A 16,097-nucleotide genomic window follows, 5' to 3' on the forward strand; every position below is an offset into this window, starting at 1 on the left:
CCGTCCGCCGTCAGGACGTGACGGTGGCCTGCAGCGGGCCGGCGTCGTCCGCCGGCGCGACCGAGACGGTCACACCCGCCGACGCCGACTCCAGCAGCGCTGCGGCGACCTGGACGGTCCGCAGGCCCTGCCGCAGGGTGACGATGTCGCTCTCCTTGCCCTCCACGGCGTCACGGAAGCGCTCGTGCTCGACGAGCAGTGGCTCCCGCTTCGGGATGGCGTAGCGGATCATGTCACCCGTCGCGACGCCGCGGAAGGTCCGCAGCGCCTCCCACTCCATGTCGATCGCCGCGTTGGCGTAGAAGGTGAGGTCGGCGGTCAGCGTGTCGGCGATGAAGCAGCCCCGGTCGCCGGTGATCACGGTGGAGCGCTCCTTGAGGGGGCTCAGCCAGTTCACCAGGTGGCTGACCATCGTGCCGTCGGACAGCTGCCCGACCGCGGCGACCATGTCCTCGTGCAGGCGGCCGCTGCGGGACACCGTCCGGGCCGACACCGAGGTGTACTCCCGCCCGGTCACCCAGCCGGTGAGGTCGATGTCGTGGGTGGCCAGATCCATCACCACGCCGACGTCGGCGATGCGGTGCGGGAACGGGCCCTGCCGGCGGGTGACCACCTGGTACACCTCGCCCAACTCGCCGGCCTCCAGCCGCAGCCGGAGGTTCTGCAGGGCCGGGTTGTACCGCTCGATGTGGCCGACGCCGGCGACCAGCCCGGCCGACTCGAAGGCCTCCACCAGCCGGACCGACGCCTCGACCGACTGCGCCAGCGGCTTCTCGATCAGGGCGCTGACGCCGTTGCGGGCCAGTTCCAGGCCGATCTGCTCGTGCAGCGCGGTGGGGCAGGCGACCACGGCGTAGTCGATGCCGAGGGCGAGCAGCTCGTCCAGGGTGGGCAGCACCGGCGCGCGGAGCTGGCCGGTCGGGTCGCCGGCGGGGTCGACGATGCCGACCAGGTCCACACCGTCGAGGCCGGAGAGCACCCGGGCGTGGTTGCGCCCCATCGCGCCCAGGCCGATCAGGCCGGCGCGCAGCTGCTTGCCGCTCATCGGGCACCCCCGGCGAGGTTCGCGCCCTCGGCGATCCGCTCGAGGTCGTCCTGGTTCAGCGACGGGTGCACCGGCAGCGAGACCACCTCGGCGGCGGCCCGCTCGGTCTCCGGCAGGTCCCACGGGCCGGGCTTGCCGTTCTCGTCGAGGTACGGCAGCAGCCGGTGGATCGGCGTCGGGTAGTAGACGGCGTTGCCGATGCCCAGCTCGGTCAGGCGCTTCTGGGCCGCGTCCCGGTCACCGCGAACCCGGACGGTGTACTGGTGGTACACGTGCACCGCCCCGTCGGCCACCGGCGGGGTCACCATGCCGGTGATCTTCGAGTCGAGGAACTTGGCGTTCGCCTGGCGCTGCGCGGTCCACTCCGGCAGCTGGCGCAGCTGCACCCGGCCGATCGCGGCGGCGACGTCGGTCATCCGCATGTTCGCACCGACGATCTCGTTGGCGTACCGCTGCTCCATGCCCTGGTTGCGGAGCAGGCGCAGGGTGCGCGCGAGACCGGCGTCGGCGGTGGTGATCATGCCGCCCTCGAGGCTGTGCATGTTTTTCGTGGGGTAGAAGCTGAAGCAACCGGCGGTGCCGAACGCGCCCACCGGCCTACCGCCCAGGGCGGCGCCGTGCGCCTGGGCCGCGTCCTCGACGACGGCCAGCCCGTGCCGCTCGGCGATGGCCATGATGCGGTCCATGGCGGCCGGGTGGCCATACAGGTGGACCGGCATGATGGCGACCGTGCGCGGCGTGATGGCCGCCTCGACGGCCGACGGGTCCAGGCAGAAGCTGCCGGGCTCGATGTCGACGAAGACCGGCGTCGCGCCAACCAGGCGGACGGCGTTCGCGCTGGCGGCGAAGGAGAACGACGGCACGACGACCTCGTCACCCGGGCCGAAGCCGAGCGCCATGAGGGTGAGCTGCAGGGCTGACGTGCCGGAGTTGACGGCCACGCAGTGCCGGCCGGCGACGAGGTCGCCGAACTCCTGCTCGAAGGCCGCCACCTCAGGGCCCTGGACCACCATGCCGCTGCGCAGCACCCGCACAGCCGCCTCGATCTCGGCCTCGCCGATCACCGGCCGGGCTGGGGGGATGAACTCTGCATTAGGCCCGGGCATGGGCTGCCTCCTGTCGGTTGGAGCTCGTCCGGCCGCGATGCTAACCGGTACGGATTCGGATGGGACATGCGGTACGTCTGGGACGAGTGGGAAGCCAGTCACTGTGGCTGGGGGGCCAACGACGACTCGCTCTGGCTCGGCACCGGGAGCTGGCCGGCGACCCGCAGCGCGCCGACGACGGCCGCGGCGAGCCGTGGCACGTCGGCGGGCTCCAGCGGCACCCGGGCGACCGCGAGCCGCCAGTAGAGGGGGCCGACGATCAGGTCGGTGGCGACCGAGTGGTCGACGCCCGCCGCCAGCTCACCCCGGGCCACCGCCCGGCTGATCAGGCGTTCGCCCATCGCCTGCTGGTAGGTGCGCAGGGCACCCTGCAACGTCTGCCCGATCTGCGGGTTGCGGGCCGCCTCGGCCAGCAGGTCCGGGATGATCTGGGACGCCAGCGGGTGGCGCAGGGCACGTGACATGATCATGAAGACCAGCTCGAGGTCACCGGTGAGGCTGCCGGTGTCCGGAAGCAGGAACCGCTGCCCGGCGACCGACCCGACGATCTCCAGGACCAGATCCAGCTTCGAACTCCAGCGTCGGTACACGGCGGACTTGCTCACCCCGGCCCGCCGGGCCACCGCCTCGATCGACAACCGTGCGTAGCCGACGACGGCGAGCTCCTGCATGACGGCGTCCCGGATGGCTGCGGTGATGTCGTCCCGGAGCACCGCCGCGCCAGCCGGAGCACGCCTCTTCTCGGTCGTCACGTGGAACAATGTAGCGCAGGGACGGAACGGTTGCGTCCCGACGCGACCATGCACTACCTTGCGTCCAGCGATCGGGCGGGGCGTCCATTTCCGCCCCTCCGTCCGTTGTCGCGCTCATCCCGCACACCAGAAGATCGGAGCGCCTACCCATGGCCCACACGGCGGTGGCCGACCCCGACTCAGGACTGACGCAGGCGCAGCTCGCCGCGCGGTACGGCCTGAGCTTCGCCGGGGACAGGCCCACTCTGGCCGCGTACATGCGGCAGCTGTGGTCCTACCGACACTTCATCGCGGCGTACGCGAACGCCAAGGTGGTGGCGTCGTTCAGCACCACCCGGCTCGGCCGGATCTGGCAGGTGCTGACACCGCTGACCAATGCGGCCGTCTACTTCTTCATCTTCGGTGTGATCCTGGGCACTCGAGGCGGCGTCGAGAACTTCATCGCGTACCTCTGCGTCGGTCTCTTCGTCTTCAACTTCACCTCGGCCGCGGTCTCCGGCGGGGTGCAGGCGATCAGCAGCAACCTGGGCCTGGTCCGGGCGCTGCACTTCCCCCGCGGGTGCCTTCCGCTGGCGGTCACCCTGACCCAGCTCCAGCACCTGATCACCGCCATGGTGGTGCTGATCGGCATCGTGCTCGCCACCGGCGAGCCGATCACCGTCGAGTGGCTGCTGGTGGTGCCGGCGGTGGCGCTCCAGTCGCTCTTCAACGCCGGCCTGGCGATGGCGATGGCCCGGGTGGGCGCGAAGCTCACCGACATCAAGCAGCTGATGCCGTTCGTCCTGCGGACCTGGATGTACGGCTCCGGCGTGCTCTACAGCGTCGACAAGTTCGCCGAGAACCTGCCCAGCCCGGTGCTGGTCGAGATCGTCCACGCGAACCCTCTGCTGATCTACATCGAGCTCATCCGGCACGCCCTGATGGAGGGCGCCCCGCTCACCTCGCCGGCACCCCAGCTGTGGCTCATGGCCGCCATCTGGGCGGTCGTGATCGGCGTCGGCGGCTTCCTCTACTTCTGGCGCGGCGAAATGGAGTACGGCCGTGGCTGACCCCACCACCCTCGACCGCTCGGCGACCACCACGGCCGACGGGCGGCGCATCCCCACCGTCATCGTCGACGACGCGCACGTCATCTACCGGGTGCACGGCGCCGGCCCGGCTGGTGGCACCTCGCCGGTGACCGCCCTGAAGCGGCTGGTCACCCGGATGCCGGCCCCCACCGTGCGGGAGGTGCACGCGGTCAAGGGCGTCACCTTGACCGCGTACCGGGGCGAGGCGATCGGCCTCATCGGCAGCAACGGTTCCGGCAAGTCCACCCTGCTGCGCACGATCGCCGGGCTACTGCCGGTCAACAAGGGCGCCGTCTACGCCCAGGGGCAGCCGTCCCTGCTCGGTGTCAACGCCGCCCTGCTCAACGACCTCTCCGGCGAGCGGAACGTGGCCCTCGGCCTGCTGGCGATGGGCTTCACCCCGGAAGAGGTACGCGCGAAGACGCCCGAGGTCATCGAGTTCTCGGGCATCAACGAGCGGGGTGACTTCGCCTCGCTGCCGATGCGCACGTACTCCTCGGGCATGTCGGCCCGCCTGCGCTTCGCGATCTCCTCGGCGAAGAACCACGACGTGCTGCTCATCGACGAGGCGCTCGCGACCGGTGACCGGCGCTTCCGCCGGCGCAGCGAGCAGCGGGTCCGCGAGCTGCGCGCGGGCGCCGGCACGGTCTTTCTGGTCAGCCACCAGATCAGCACGATCCGGGAGACCTGCGAGCGGACCATCTGGCTGGAGTCCGGCGTGATCCGGGCCGACGGCCCGACCAGCGAGGTCGTCGCGCAGTACGAGGAGTTCACGAACGCCAAGTAGAGACCGGACACCCCGCACCCGGCGGGGTGTCCGGACCGGGCCCGCCGGGCCGGCCGGGCGCTATGGTCGTACGACCCGGGCGCCCGGCCCTCGCCGGTGCGGCCCGGGGGTGTTCCCGCCACCGGTGGCGGGTGAGCCTTCCGTGCACAGTCAGACGACGATCGCGACCCCAGTGAGGCCCCGCATGACGCAGCACCCGGCTACCGTGCCGGATCCAGGCCCGTGGCGACCCACCCGGACCGTGGCGGTGATCCTGGCCGGCGGCACCGGCACGCGGCTCGGCCTGGGCATCCCCAAGCAGCTGCTCAAGGTCGCGGGCAAGCCCATCATCGAGCACACCCTCGCGGTCTTCGAGGCCGCGCCGGAGATCGACGAGATCGTCGTCATGATGGCCGCCGGGCACGTCCCCGACGCCGAGCGGATCGTCCAGCGGGCCGGCTTCCGCAAGGTCACGACCGTCGTCGAGGGCGGTGACACCCGCAACGCCACCACCCGCCTCGCGCTGGACGTGATCGGCGCCGGCGACTGCAACATCCTGTTCCACGACGCGGTGCGTCCCCTGGTCAGCGGCCGGATCATCCGCGAGTGCGTGAACGCGCTCTGGACGTACTCCGCCGTCGACGTGGCCATCCCGTCGGCGGACACGATCATCCAGGTCGACGACGACGAGTGCATCACCGACATCCCCGTCCGCTCCCGGTTGCGCCGGGGCCAGACCCCGCAGGCGTTCCGCTCCGGCACCATCCGGGAGGCGTACCGGCGGGCCGAGGGCGACCCGGACTTCGCCGCGACCGACGACTGCGGCGTGGTGCTGCGCTACCTGCCCGGCACGCCGATCAAGGTGATCGACGGGGCGGACGAGAACATCAAGGTCACCCACCCGGTCGACGTGCACCTGGCGGACAAGCTCTTCCAGCTCGCCGCCGCCAAGGCGCACCGGCTGGCCGACCACCGCGGCTACACCGAGGAGCTGACCGGCCGGACGATCGTGGTGTTCGGCGGCAGCTACGGCATCGGGCAGGAGCTGACCGACCTGGCCCGGCGCTACGGCGCGCGGGTCTTCCCGTTCAGCCGCTCCGCCACCGGCACCCACGTCGAGCGCGCCGAGGACGTCGAGGCGGCCCTGAAGTCCGCCTTCGACGCGACCGGGCGGATCGACCACGTGGTGGTCACCGCCGGGCTGCTGGAGAAGGGCGCGCTCGCCGAGATGGACGCCGACACGATGGACCGCCTGCTCCAGGTCAACTTCGTCGGGCCGGTGACGGTCGCCCGCGCGGCACTGCCGTACCTGCGGCAGACCCGTGGCCAACTGCTGCTGTACACCTCCAGCTCGTACACCCGGGGCCGGGCCCGGTACGCGCTGTACTCCGCCACCAAGGCCGCCCTGGTCAACCTCACCCAGGCGCTCGCCGACGAGTGGGCGGAGGACGGCGTACGGGTCAACTGCGTGAACCCGGAGCGGACCGCGACCCCGATGCGGACCCGGGCGTTCGGCGCGGAACCGGCGCACACGCTGCTCTCGGCGGACGCGGTGGCCCGGGCGTCGCTGGACGTGCTGCTGTCCGGGCTCACCGGTCAGGTGATCGACGTACGCCGCTCCGGCGACGAGGCCGCGGAGCCGGCGGCCGGCGCCGAGTCGACGGTGCTGCCGGCACCGGCCGGGCCGGAGCGCGACGAGCGCCCGGCGGACCAGGTGGGAGCGGGCCGCAATGCGTGGTGACCTCGTCCGGAAGCTGATCGCCCGGGGCCTGGCCACGGGCCTGGCGGTGCTGGCCTTCGTCGTGCTGGCGCTCACCGGCGCGACGGCGTGGGGGCTCGGGCTCGCGGTGGCCGCGCTCGCGGCGGCCGGCTGGGAGCGCCGGGTCCGGCCACAGGCCGACGGCGTCGCGGAGACCGTCCTGCTCGCAGCGGGCATCCTGACCGGGTACGCCCGGCGTCTCGACGACGGTTTCGACCCCGCCCTGGCCGCCACCGCGCTGGTGGTGCTCGGGCTGGCCCTGCTGGTCGGCCCGCTGCGGCAGGCGGGCAACCTCCAGATCCGCGCCGCCAACCTGCCGGTACGCGGGTGGACCCCGCTGGTCGCCGCCGAACTGCCCGTCGCCCTGCTCGTGCTGCTCGCCCTGATCGCCGGGGCCGCCGCGGCGACCCTGCCCGCCTGGGTGGCCCTGGCCGCCGCCCTGCTGGTCGGCGGTGTCGCCGGTGCGGTCGCGCTGGGCCTGGCCCGCCGGCGGTTCCGCCCCGCCGCCGGAGGCGGACCGGTCGCCCGGGCGCTGCGCCGGCACCGCCCCGAGTTCCTGCTCTACTTCTCCGCGCCGCCCGGCTCCGAGTACCAGGTCACCATGTGGCTGCCGTACCTGGAGCGGCTCGGCCGGCCGTTCCTGGTCATGCTCCGCGAGCCGGAGTTCCTGCCGACCGTCTCGGCGGCCACCACCGCACCGGTCGTCTACTGCCCGACGCTCAGCGCGATGGACGAGGCGCTGGCACCGAGCCTGCGGGTCGCCTTCTACGTCAACCACGGCGCGAAGAACAGCCACTGCATCCGCTACACCCAGCTCACCCACGTGCAGCTGCACCACGGCGACAGCGACAAGGCGCCGAGCGCCAACCCGGTCTCCGGCATCTTCGACCGGATCTTCGTCGCCGGCCGGGCGGCGATCGACCGGTACGCCCGCGCGGGCGTCCACATTCCCGCCGAGAAGTTCGTCGTGGTCGGCCGGCCGCAGGTGGAGGGCATCGAGGTACGCCGGGGGCCGGTGACCGCCGCGACGCCGACCGTCCTCTACACGCCGACCTGGACGGGGCACCACGCGGACACCAACTACTGCTCCCTGCCGGCCGGGGAGGCGCTGCTGCGCGGCCTGCTGGAGCGGGGCGCGACGGTGATCCTGCGGGCCCACCCGTACACCGCGCAGAACCCGGCGTCGGCGCGGCAGCTCGCGCGGCTGCACGACCTGCTCGCCGCCGACCGGGCCCGCACCGGGCGGGCGCACGTGTTCGGGGCGGCGGCCAGCCGCGAGCTGACCCTGACCGAGTGCGTGAACCGGTCCGACGCGCTGGTCTCGGACGTCTCCGGGGTCATCTCCGACTACCTCTACTCCGGCAAGCCGTACGCGGTGACGGACATGGTGGACGCGGGTGCCCGGTTCCCGGCGGAGTTCCCCCTCGCGGCGTCCGGGTACGTGCTGCGACGCGACATGTCCAACGTGGACGACGTGCTGGACCGGCTGCTGGGCGACGACCCGCTGGCCGAGACCCGGTGGGCCACCCGGACCCGCTACCTCGGCGACTTCCCCACCGAGTCGTACGCCGATGGCTTCCTGGCCGCCGCCCGTCGGGAACTGGACGGCGACGCGGCCGTGCCGGCCCCCCACGCCGCCGACGCCGCCGCCAGCCCGGCCGCTACCGCCTGATCTCCGCCGGGGCGCCCACCCCCAAGCCACTGTTGATCATGGGGTTAGCGAGTGCTTCAGAGATCAATCCACCCGCTAACCCCATGATCAACCGCTCGGAAGGTACTCGTCGACCAGGGCCAGGACCGCCGCCGGGTCCTCCATGTGGGCGTTGTGGCCGAGCCCCGGCAACGTGGCCACCGGCACGCCCAACTCCTTGAGCTGCGCGTCGGAGACCATCGGGTCGTGCTCGCCCCGGGCCAGCAGGACCGGCACGTCGGTGGCGGCCAGCAGGGCCGGGAGGTTCGGCTCCCCCACCCCGAACACGGCCGGATCCATGGCCAGCCGCCAACGGCCGCCGACCTGCCGCAGGCCCGCCTCCACCACCGGATGGTCGGGTGCGAGCAGACCGGCCAGGCCGGAGACCCGCAGATAGCGCCGGGCGGCCTCGTCCCGGCTGGCGAACCAGGTCACCGGCCGGGCAGCCAGGTCGGCGGCCTTCGCCAGCTCGGCGGGCGACCACACCGCCTTGATGCCGACCCCGACCACGGCGTCGACCGGCAACCCGGCCGACCGGGCGGCCAGAGCCAGCGCGACCACACCGCCGAGTGAGTGTCCCAGCAGGACGAGCCGGTCCTCGCGGGCCAGCGTCGCGGCGAGCGGGTCGGCCAGCCCGGCGAACGAGTACGCCGGCAGCGGCGGGGACCAGCCGTGACCGGCCAGGTCGGGCGCCAGCCAGCGGCCGGCCCACCGGCGTTCCAGCAGCGGCGCCCAGGGCAGCCACACCTCGCCGGTCCCACCCATGCCGTGCAGCAGCACCAGCACGGGACCGCGGTCACCCGATTCATCGACCATGCGCGCAGTCTGCCACCGTGCCGACCCCCGGGCGAGCATGGCGACAGCGGCGTCGACCCGTGCGGCACATCGGGCTGGTACCTTTGGCGAACCGGATCCGCAACCCTCGCCCGGCCACCGGCGACGGCGCACGATCTCACCTGTCGTGTGGGAGGTTGCCATGTCTGGAATCAACAGCGCCATCACCACGTCGCGAGCCCGCCTGCATCTGGTGACCGCCGTAGCCGCCAGGAAGGACGCGGGCAGCAGCCCGACCGGAATTGTCGGACGGAGTCTGGCGCGACAACTGCTCGACGGGGGCGATCGGGTTCGCGTCCTCGCCGAACGTGGACAGCTCAGCGGCTGGCCCGCCGGTGCCGAGGTTGTCGAGGGGTCGATCACGCGGCCGCTGGAGCGCGCCGAGGTCTTCGCCGGCGTCGACAATGTCTTCCTGGCCGGCGCAGTGCCGGCGACAGTGCAGGACGCGTTGCGGGTCGTCCAGCGTGCGGGTGCGGGCCGCGTCGTCGTGCTGTCCTCGCACGGACCGGAGTACGAGCAGGACTACCCACCGGAGACATGGTTCTGGCTGGCTGTCGAGCGCGCCGTCGAACGCTCGGGCCTGGAGTGGACGCACGTTCGCCCGTCGGCGGTGATGGGGGCGGTGATCGAGGGCACCTATCCTGCCACCGGGTCGGACTGGCCGGACACGGTCAGGGAGGGGCGCGTCGTGCGGGAGGCCTTCCTCAACGACGGCCACTACCCCTTCATCCACGAGGATGACCTCGCCGCCGTCGCGGCCGCGGCCATGCGAACCGACGGCTACGTCGGCACCGTGCTCGAGGCAGTGGGGCTGCCGATCAGCACCCGGTCACGCGTGGCCGGCATCGCCAAGGCGATCGGCTGCGACATCGACGGCATCGAACTGACTGCCGACGACAGCCGCGCGTCCTGGCGGCGTCGCGGCTGGCCCGACAGCGGCATCGATGTGACGCTCTACGCCCTGCGGGAGTACGGCGTGCGGCTCGCCGAACTCACCCGGTGGACCCTCGATCAACGGCCCGCCGTCCACGAGATCATCGGCCGTCCACCGCGCCGCTTCGACGACTGGGCGGTCGAGCACGCCCACCTGTTCGGGTGAACGAACGTCCTGGACCGGCCCGCTGAGCGCGCATCGGTCATCTAGACGAGTGATTCCGAATGGATCAGTGGTCGTACGCGGTCAGGGAGCGTTTGACGTCGGCGTTTATGCGCCAGTTGTGCCAGATCGCGGCGGTCATGGCCAGGAGCCGTTGGGCGACGCGGGCGTACACCCCGGCCGGTGTACGCCCGCCGTGTCCTTCCAGGTTGAGCTGGCCTTTCAGGGTCTGGTTGACCGACTCGATCCACTGCCGGACCCCGGCGAGGTTGCCGAAACGGCGCCGTTCGTCCTTGCGGTCCGGCCTGGCCAGTAGCACCTCGACCTGCTCGGCGCAGTAGCGTTCGATCGCCCTGCCAGCCAGGCCCTTGTCGGCCAGCACGACCATGCCCGGTGCCAGAGCGCCCAGTTCGCGTGCGTAGTCGAGCAGGTCCTCGGCGATCTCGCGTTCGCCGATCTTCGGGTCGGCCAGGCACCACGCCAGCGGGAGCCCTTCGGCGGTGGTCAACAGGTACAGCTTCAGGCCCCAGTACCAGCGCGAGTGCGACGCGCAGTAGCCGTAGCCGGCGATCTCGGCCAGCGCGGAGCGCTGCACGGTGGACCGAGAGGTGCCGCACGGCACCGGGGTGGCGTCCAGCAGCCGCAGCTGGTCGCCGATGGTGGGGCACAGCCCGGCCAGGTACATCGTGGTTCGGCAGATCAGCGGCGCGGCGGCCTTGACCCGCTTGTGGTAGCCGGGCTGTTTGGGCAGGTAGGGAAACAGATGCCCGAGACGGCTGTAGCAGATCCGCAGCCAGTGGTGCTCGGAGCGGGCGCCCAGCAGCACCTGAGCCACGGCCAGGCAGACCAGTTCGGCCTCGGAAAGTCGCTTCGGCCGGCCCGGGCCTTTGCGGCCGGGCGGGATGACGTGGTCGTCGATAAGCACGTACAGTGCGGTCAAGAGGGTGTCGAGGTCTGTCTTCACAAACGACCATCGATGCCCTCTCTACTTGCGCTGGTCAACCTGCCACGCCGCTCAACCCAGAGTTGGGAATCACTCGTCTAGACCGTGCCGGACAGGTACGCCCGCCGTCGCTGTGGTTCGAACTTCTCGATCGCGTACCGCAGCATGACCCGTGGCATGGCCCGGTGATGCCGGGCGAGGAACTCCTCCTCCGCCGTCCGGTCCCGGTTGCCCACCTCGCGCAGCATCCAGCCCACCGCCTTGTGGACGAGGTCGTGCGGGTCGCGCAGGAGCCGTTCGGCGAGCCGGAAGGTCCAGTGGAAGTCACCGACCTTGATGAAGGCGAACGTCGCCATGACGGCGATGCGTCGGTCCCACACCAGGCTCGATCCGGCCAACCGGTCCAGGACGCTCCGGTCCTTGTCGATCAGCCACGGGCCGACGATGTAGGGCGCGGAGGAGTCCACCAGATCCCAGTTGTCGATGCGGCCGGTGTTGGCCAGGACCAGGCGGAAGATGTCGCCCCGCTCGCGCTCGTCCCCCTTGCCGAACTTGCGGACCAGGATGAGGAGCGACGTCAGCCGCTCTTCGTGCACATCACTCGTCAGCAGCGTCGCCGTGTCGGCCAGGGACAGGTCACGCCAGTACCGGCCAGCCACCCTGCGCTGGTCCGGCACGGGTACGCCGATGGCCCGGTCGCCCTCGCCGTACCCGCCCGGAAACATCTGCAGGTACCGGCTCACGCCCTCCGCCCGGCGGGGGTCGGCGAGACCGGCGAGTTCGCGACGGACATCCGCGGTCGTGGCCATGACGGTTCAACCTACCGCGACCGTGGGCGTCCGGCCTGCGCGTGGCTCCGGCGCTTGCTGTTCGATTCGTCGCCTGGGAGCATGCGGCGAATGACCGGGGGGGGGAGCACTGTGCCGACGCTGCGCTCCTGGGACCGCGAGGGCCCGCTGTTCGTCTGGCGTACCCATGACGGCCGCACCTACTACGCGGTGCTGGATGGCGGGCCCACCGCAACGCCCGAACACTCCTCCTTCGCGGGCAGTTCCGAGCCACTCGGCCCGCAGACCGAGTCGATCCGGGCGCAGGTGAGGGCGTCCGTGCTCGACTCCGGCCGGCCACTCGTCGGCGACGTGCAGCCCGGCTCCCGATATCTGGCGGCGGTCGTCGGCCTGGTCTGTCTGGCCGTACTCATCGCCGGACCGGCACCGGTCGTGGGTACACGATGGCACTGGTTCTGGATCGGTACGGGAGTTCCGTTCGGACTGGGCGTGCTGACCTGGCTGATCATCGAGCGCCCGGGATCGCGGCGTGCCGGGGCTTCGCCAGAGCTGGCTACGGACAACCGGTACCGCGGCCTGACCGGGTTCCTCATCGGCATTGCCGCCTCCATCGCCCTCGGCTTCCTCGGTGTTCTTCTCGGATCGGCCTTCGACACCTGGCTGATCCCTGAGCCGCCCGGCTGAATCGAGACCGCTCCGCCGGCAGCCCCGGTCCACCCGGGGTCGCCGCCCGAGCTGCGTGGCATCGTCAGGAGACGGCGGCCTTCACCAGCTCGGCGACCTTCTTCTCCACCTCCGGGCTCCACGCCTTGAGGGCGTACGACGCCGGCCACATGTCCCCGTCGTCGAGGTTGGCCGTGTCCTGGAAGCCCAGCGTCGAGTACCGGTAGTTGAACTTGCCCGCGTCCTGGAAGAAGACGACGATCTTGCCTTCCTCGTTCGCGTAGGCGGGCATCCCGTACCAGGTCTTCGCCGTCAGCTCCGGAGCGGTGGCGGTGATGGTCACGTGTACGCGCTCGGCGAGCTCGCGATCCTCGGGCGCCATCTGCGCGATCCGGTCGAGGACCGCCTGAAGTCCGTCGGCCTTCTTGGCGCCCTTCCTGCCCTCGGCGCGCAGTTCGGCGGCGCGCTCCTTCATCGCGGCACGCTCTTCGGCGCTGAAGCCGTCGGACTCGGTCTTGGCACTCTTCGCGGTCATTCCCTGGCTGCCTTTCGACGCTTGCGGCCCGGCGTGCTGCCCGGCCGTCTGAGGGAAGGCTAGGCCTGCCGAAACCCCGGGTGCTTCTCGATTCCTGATCGAATGGACGCGCGCCGGTACGGTCACCCAAAGGTGCCTGGGTCTCGGAAAAGTGCCTTCTTCCCAGGCCAGCGGCAGTCTCCTACGGTTATTAAGTAACCACTGGAGAGCGTAGGAGGAGGACCTCGTCATGGCTGTGACACTGGTGAACCCGAGCGGGCTGCCGGAGATCGACGTGTACCGGCAGGTGTCGGTGGCGACCGGGTCGAAGATCGTCCACGTCGCCGGGCAGGTTGCCTGGGGCGCGGACGGGAAGACGGTCGGCGAGGGGGATCTCGCCGCGCAGGTCGAGCAGTGCTACCTCAACGTCGCGACGGCGCTCGCCGGGGTCGGGGCGTCGTTCGACGACGTGGTGAAGCTGACCGTCCACGTCGTCGACTGGAAGCCGGAGAGGATGCCCGTACTGCTGGACGGGATCGCCCGGGCGGCGGCGAAGCTGGGGGTGACGCCGGCCGCGCCGGCGTCGCTGTTCGGCATCGTGGCGCTGGACGTGCCCGAGCACCTGGTCGAGGTCGAGGCGACCGCCGTCCTCGACTAGGGCCCGCCCTGGGCAGCTCCGAAGCGGCTGCGGGACGCCTCGATGTGGCCCAGGTAGCGCTGGGTCCAGCCGCACATGCCGTCCACGACCCCGCGCAGGGCCTCGCCGGCCTCGGTGAGGTTGTACTCGACGCGGGGCGGGACGGTGGGGTGCACGGTCCGCTCGACCAGGCCGTTGCGCTCCAGCATGCGCAGGTTCTGGGTGAGCATCTTGTGGCTGATCCCGCCGACCTCGTCGCGCAGCTCGCTGAAGCGCATGGTGCGCTGCCCGAGGAACTCGATGATCAGGAACGCCCACTTGTTCGCGACGTCCGAGAAGATCTCGCGCGCCAGCGAGTCGGCCCGGGCCAGGTCGGCCTCCGGGGGCAGCTCGCTGATCTCCCTCCTGGTTCCCACCTGGTCACTCTCCAACAGTTCCCCGGTTACCGCAAGAGACCACGGGCGGGGATGCCGGGAGGGCTACCGGGCGCGGGCCCAGGCGATGAAGCGCTCGGTCAGGTTGGCCGGTGGAGTGCTGTCCAATTCGGCGAGTTGTTCGGCGGCCTCGGTCTGGAGCATCGCCAGGTAGACCAGCAGGGCCGTCCGGTCGTCGCGGTACTCCCCGAGCAGGCGGAGCTTCGCGGGAGAGCACGGCCACGCGATCCCGCACGCCCGGCAGCGCCACGTGGGCCGGGACGGGACGTGTTCGACTCGGCGTCGGGTCACCGGACCCTCACCGGCTCCACCTCCGTCACGGCGTCGACCCGGACCGCCGCGTACCGCTCGCGGGGAGCGACCGACCGGTCCGGGCGGACCTCGCGGCCTTTCAACTGGACCCAGACCGCGCCGTCGACGACCGCGCTGCTGATCACCTCGGTGATGGACAGGGTCAGGGTTCCGGTGCCGAACGTGTAGGCGTCCTCGGGAACCCGGATCGTGCGGCCGACGGCGATCGTCACCAGCGGCCCCCGTTCGCCCGGTACTCCTGCGCCCGGGTCAGGCTCCCGGCGCGGCCCGGCTGAACGGTCGGGATCGGCCGGGTGGGTGCGAACAGGGCGGCCGGCAGGTTCGCGCCCCGGATTCGCCGGGGAAGCGACGGCACGGTGGGCTTGCAGCGCCAGAAGCGGAGACGCACGGCGGAACCTCCTTCACGGATTGGAAGGGGGCCGCCCCCGCCGGTTGCCAGGAGGCGGCCCCGCGACTGGCGCGGCCGCCGGGCTTCGGGTCACCTCCACCGGCCACGCCGTCCACAAAGCACTCTGCCGACCGTTGCGAGCCGACTACACCACGTAGGACTATTTCCTCTGGACGCTCGGAACGTTCTGGCGAACTCGGTGAAAGGCGCGGAGATGAACCACGCAGTCGTGGCGGCGATGACCGAAGCCGGTGAGACCGCTGACAGCCTCGCAGCTCAGATCGGCGTTGACCCGAAGACGGCGGCGAAGTGGGCGAGCCACGGACGTATTCCACAGACGCGGCACCGCGCTCGGGTCGCCGCGATCCTCGGCCGAGAGGTGGCGGAGCTTTGGCCGGACGTTCTGAAGCGCCGAGAACCAGCATGGTTTCGTCCATGGGCCGACATCGAGCGTGAGGCGGTGTCGCTGCGTTGGTTCGAGCTGGCGTGGATCCCAGGCCTGCTACAGACCGAGGCATACGCAAGGGCGACGCTGGCCGGCGAGAAGCTGACCGCCGAGGAAGTCGACCAGCTCGTCGCGGCGCGGATCCAGCGTCAGGCGGTGCTTCACCGCGCCAACCCCCCGATGCTGATCGCGGTGATAGACGAACTGGTCCTGCGCCGAACCGCAGATGGCGAAAGAGAGCTGATGCGCGAGCAGTGCACCCATCTGGCGGCCTGCGCGGAGCTGCCGACAGTCTCCGTACATGTCGTTCCGGCAGCGGTCGGCATGTACTCCGGGCTCGGCGGGCCGTTCATCCTTGCCGAGCAGGACAACGGGGCGGCGGTCGCCCATGTGGACGGTCAGGCGCAGGCGCAAATACTCGAGGGTGCCGCGGAAATTGCTACGCTGATTCGACGGTGGGAACGCATCCGTGGGGAAGCCCTCTCGCGGTCGCAGTCCTTAAACATGCTCAGGGAAGCGGCACGATCATGGACCTGACCGGCGCGCAATGGCGCAAGAGCACGAGAAGCGGCAACAACGGCGGGGCGTGTGTCGAGGTCGCCGACAACCTTTCCGGTGTGGTGGGCGTCCGGGATTCCAAGGACCCGGCCGGTCCGGCGCTGACCTTCTCCCCCGCCGCCTGGCGGGCCTTCGTCACGCAGGTCGCCGAGCGCGGCTGACCAACCGCAGACACACACAAGCCGCCCGCTCCCGGTACCGGGGGCGGGCGCTTCGCTTCGCTGTCGCACGCGCCGAGCTGTCCAGCTGCCCATCCATGCGACCGGGTCCGGTCGGCCGGGTCCGGCCCGTCCACGA

At 71.2% G+C, this 16,097-nt stretch carries 20 protein-coding genes; 9 read left to right on the forward strand and 11 right to left on the reverse strand.

What is annotated here, in order from left to right:
- Nucleotides 1-10 precede the first annotated feature (10 nt).
- The 3 genes from GKC29_RS23910 to GKC29_RS23920 all read right to left on the reverse strand — a co-directional run bounded on the left by GKC29_RS23910 (nucleotide 11) and on the right by GKC29_RS23920 (nucleotide 2,903).
- Nucleotides 11-1,045 (reverse strand): Gfo/Idh/MocA family protein, encoded by a 1,035-nt coding sequence (locus tag GKC29_RS23910; RefSeq protein WP_155332961.1) that lies wholly within the window; start codon nucleotides 1,043-1,045, stop codon nucleotides 11-13.
- A complete protein-coding gene (locus tag GKC29_RS23915) occupies nucleotides 1,042-2,151 on the reverse strand; it encodes a DegT/DnrJ/EryC1/StrS aminotransferase family protein (RefSeq protein ID WP_155332962.1) in 1,110 nt (369 codons plus the stop codon). The genes GKC29_RS23910 and GKC29_RS23915 overlap by 4 nt, the downstream gene beginning before the upstream one ends.
- A 98-nt stretch (nucleotides 2,152-2,249) precedes the next feature.
- Nucleotides 2,250-2,903 carry a TetR/AcrR family transcriptional regulator gene (locus tag GKC29_RS23920; protein WP_155332963.1) on the reverse strand — a complete coding sequence of 218 codons (654 nt, stop codon included), beginning with the start codon at nucleotides 2,901-2,903 and terminating at the stop codon, nucleotides 2,250-2,252.
- Nucleotides 2,904-3,052: 149 nt separating this feature from the next.
- On the opposite strand from GKC29_RS23920, the gene GKC29_RS23925 reads away from it, so the two are divergent.
- The 4 genes from GKC29_RS23925 to GKC29_RS23940 all read left to right on the forward strand — a co-directional run bounded on the left by GKC29_RS23925 (nucleotide 3,053) and on the right by GKC29_RS23940 (nucleotide 8,170).
- Nucleotides 3,053-3,952, forward strand: coding sequence for an ABC transporter permease (locus GKC29_RS23925; RefSeq protein WP_155332964.1), 900 nt, complete (start codon nucleotides 3,053-3,055; stop codon nucleotides 3,950-3,952).
- Nucleotides 3,945-4,760, forward strand: coding sequence for an ABC transporter ATP-binding protein (locus GKC29_RS23930; protein ID WP_155332965.1), 816 nt, complete (start codon nucleotides 3,945-3,947; stop codon nucleotides 4,758-4,760). The genes GKC29_RS23925 and GKC29_RS23930 overlap by 8 nt, the downstream gene beginning before the upstream one ends.
- A gap of 184 nt (nucleotides 4,761-4,944) precedes the next feature.
- Entirely contained in the window at nucleotides 4,945-6,480 is a 1,536-nt protein-coding gene (locus GKC29_RS23935) for a bifunctional cytidylyltransferase/SDR family oxidoreductase (RefSeq protein ID WP_155332966.1), read from the forward strand.
- Nucleotides 6,470-8,170, forward strand: coding sequence for a CDP-glycerol glycerophosphotransferase family protein (locus GKC29_RS23940; RefSeq protein WP_155332967.1), 1,701 nt, complete (start codon nucleotides 6,470-6,472; stop codon nucleotides 8,168-8,170). Before GKC29_RS23935 ends, GKC29_RS23940 begins: the two co-directional genes overlap by 11 nt.
- 87 nt (nucleotides 8,171-8,257) lie before the next feature.
- Here the strand turns inward: GKC29_RS23940 and GKC29_RS23945 are convergent, their stop codons facing one another.
- Entirely contained in the window at nucleotides 8,258-9,004 is a 747-nt protein-coding gene (locus GKC29_RS23945; RefSeq protein ID WP_155332968.1) for an alpha/beta fold hydrolase, read from the reverse strand.
- A 145-nt stretch (nucleotides 9,005-9,149) separates the two neighbouring features.
- Between GKC29_RS23945 and GKC29_RS23950 the strand changes: the two genes are divergently transcribed.
- The gene (locus GKC29_RS23950; RefSeq protein ID WP_230688785.1) at nucleotides 9,150-10,121 is read left to right on the forward strand and encodes an SDR family oxidoreductase; all 972 of its coding nucleotides are present in this window, start codon (nucleotides 9,150-9,152) and stop codon (nucleotides 10,119-10,121) included.
- 64 nt (nucleotides 10,122-10,185) lie between these two features.
- Here the strand turns inward: GKC29_RS23950 and GKC29_RS23955 are convergent, their stop codons facing one another.
- Nucleotides 10,186-11,082, reverse strand: coding sequence for an IS982 family transposase (locus GKC29_RS23955; protein WP_155332969.1), 897 nt, complete (start codon nucleotides 11,080-11,082; stop codon nucleotides 10,186-10,188).
- A gap of 77 nt (nucleotides 11,083-11,159) precedes the next feature.
- Entirely contained in the window at nucleotides 11,160-11,870 is a 711-nt protein-coding gene (locus GKC29_RS23960; RefSeq protein ID WP_155332970.1) for a DNA alkylation repair protein, read from the reverse strand.
- A gap of 54 nt (nucleotides 11,871-11,924) precedes the next feature.
- On the opposite strand from GKC29_RS23960, the gene GKC29_RS23965 reads away from it, so the two are divergent.
- Nucleotides 11,925-12,533: a hypothetical protein gene (locus GKC29_RS23965; protein ID WP_230688786.1), complete on the forward strand. Its 609-nt coding sequence runs from the start codon at nucleotides 11,925-11,927 to the stop codon at nucleotides 12,531-12,533.
- 64 nt (nucleotides 12,534-12,597) lie between these two features.
- On the opposite strand, the gene GKC29_RS23970 is transcribed toward GKC29_RS23965, so the two are convergent.
- The gene (locus tag GKC29_RS23970) at nucleotides 12,598-13,047 is read right to left on the reverse strand and encodes an iron chaperone (RefSeq protein ID WP_155332972.1); all 450 of its coding nucleotides are present in this window, start codon (nucleotides 13,045-13,047) and stop codon (nucleotides 12,598-12,600) included.
- A 229-nt stretch (nucleotides 13,048-13,276) separates the two neighbouring features.
- Here GKC29_RS23970 and GKC29_RS23975 point away from each other — a divergent pair, with 229 nt between their 5' ends.
- The gene (locus tag GKC29_RS23975; protein WP_155332973.1) at nucleotides 13,277-13,684 is read left to right on the forward strand and encodes a RidA family protein; all 408 of its coding nucleotides are present in this window, start codon (nucleotides 13,277-13,279) and stop codon (nucleotides 13,682-13,684) included.
- On the opposite strand, the gene GKC29_RS23980 is transcribed toward GKC29_RS23975, so the two are convergent.
- The 4 genes from GKC29_RS23980 to GKC29_RS23995 form a co-directional block, all read right to left on the reverse strand.
- Nucleotides 13,681-14,079, reverse strand: a complete 399-nt coding sequence (locus tag GKC29_RS23980; protein ID WP_155332974.1) for a helix-turn-helix domain-containing protein — start codon at nucleotides 14,077-14,079, stop codon at nucleotides 13,681-13,683. The genes GKC29_RS23975 and GKC29_RS23980 overlap by 4 nt on opposite strands.
- A gap of 63 nt (nucleotides 14,080-14,142) precedes the next feature.
- Nucleotides 14,143-14,388 (reverse strand): flavin reductase, encoded by a 246-nt coding sequence (locus GKC29_RS23985; protein WP_155332975.1) that lies wholly within the window; start codon nucleotides 14,386-14,388, stop codon nucleotides 14,143-14,145.
- A complete protein-coding gene (locus GKC29_RS23990) occupies nucleotides 14,385-14,621 on the reverse strand; it encodes a hypothetical protein (protein ID WP_155332976.1) in 237 nt (78 codons plus the stop codon). Before GKC29_RS23990 ends, GKC29_RS23985 begins: the two co-directional genes overlap by 4 nt.
- Nucleotides 14,618-14,797, reverse strand: coding sequence for a hypothetical protein (locus GKC29_RS23995; RefSeq protein ID WP_155332977.1), 180 nt, complete (start codon nucleotides 14,795-14,797; stop codon nucleotides 14,618-14,620). The genes GKC29_RS23990 and GKC29_RS23995 overlap by 4 nt, the downstream gene beginning before the upstream one ends.
- Before the next feature lie 214 nt (nucleotides 14,798-15,011).
- Between GKC29_RS23995 and GKC29_RS24000 the strand changes: the two genes are divergently transcribed.
- On the forward strand, nucleotides 15,012-15,779 hold the full coding sequence (locus GKC29_RS24000) for a DUF5753 domain-containing protein (protein WP_155332978.1): 768 nt from the start codon (nucleotides 15,012-15,014) through the stop codon (nucleotides 15,777-15,779).
- Nucleotides 15,770-15,961, forward strand: a complete 192-nt coding sequence (locus GKC29_RS24005; RefSeq protein ID WP_155332979.1) for a DUF397 domain-containing protein — start codon at nucleotides 15,770-15,772, stop codon at nucleotides 15,959-15,961. The genes GKC29_RS24000 and GKC29_RS24005 overlap by 10 nt, the downstream gene beginning before the upstream one ends.
- Nucleotides 15,962-16,097 lie beyond the last annotated feature (136 nt).

The sequence above is a fragment of the Micromonospora sp. WMMC415 genome, from assembly GCF_009707425.1.
In the GTDB taxonomy this organism is placed as follows: Bacteria; Actinomycetota; Actinomycetes; order Mycobacteriales; family Micromonosporaceae; genus Micromonospora.

Bases quoted from the DNA above. Each gene is read 5' to 3' on its own strand.
- GKC29_RS23910 (WP_155332961.1), bottom strand. From the start codon at position 1,045: ATGAGCGGCAAGCAGCTGCGCGCCGGCCTGATCGGCCTGGGCGCGATG.
- GKC29_RS23915 (WP_155332962.1), bottom strand. From the start codon at position 2,151: ATGCCCGGGCCTAATGCAGAGTTCATCCCCCCAGCCCGGCCGGTGATC.
- GKC29_RS23925 (WP_155332964.1), top strand. From the start codon at position 3,053: ATGGCCCACACGGCGGTGGCCGACCCCGACTCAGGACTGACGCAGGCG.
- GKC29_RS23935 (WP_155332966.1), top strand. From the start codon at position 4,945: ATGACGCAGCACCCGGCTACCGTGCCGGATCCAGGCCCGTGGCGACCC.
- GKC29_RS23940 (WP_155332967.1), top strand. From the start codon at position 6,470: ATGCGTGGTGACCTCGTCCGGAAGCTGATCGCCCGGGGCCTGGCCACG.
- GKC29_RS23945 (WP_155332968.1), bottom strand. From the start codon at position 9,004: ATGGTCGATGAATCGGGTGACCGCGGTCCCGTGCTGGTGCTGCTGCAC.
- GKC29_RS23960 (WP_155332970.1), bottom strand. From the start codon at position 11,870: ATGGCCACGACCGCGGATGTCCGTCGCGAACTCGCCGGTCTCGCCGAC.
- GKC29_RS23970 (WP_155332972.1), bottom strand. From the start codon at position 13,047: ATGACCGCGAAGAGTGCCAAGACCGAGTCCGACGGCTTCAGCGCCGAA.
- GKC29_RS23975 (WP_155332973.1), top strand. From the start codon at position 13,277: ATGGCTGTGACACTGGTGAACCCGAGCGGGCTGCCGGAGATCGACGTG.
- GKC29_RS24000 (WP_155332978.1), top strand. From the start codon at position 15,012: ATGAACCACGCAGTCGTGGCGGCGATGACCGAAGCCGGTGAGACCGCT.
- GKC29_RS24005 (WP_155332979.1), top strand. From the start codon at position 15,770: ATGGACCTGACCGGCGCGCAATGGCGCAAGAGCACGAGAAGCGGCAAC.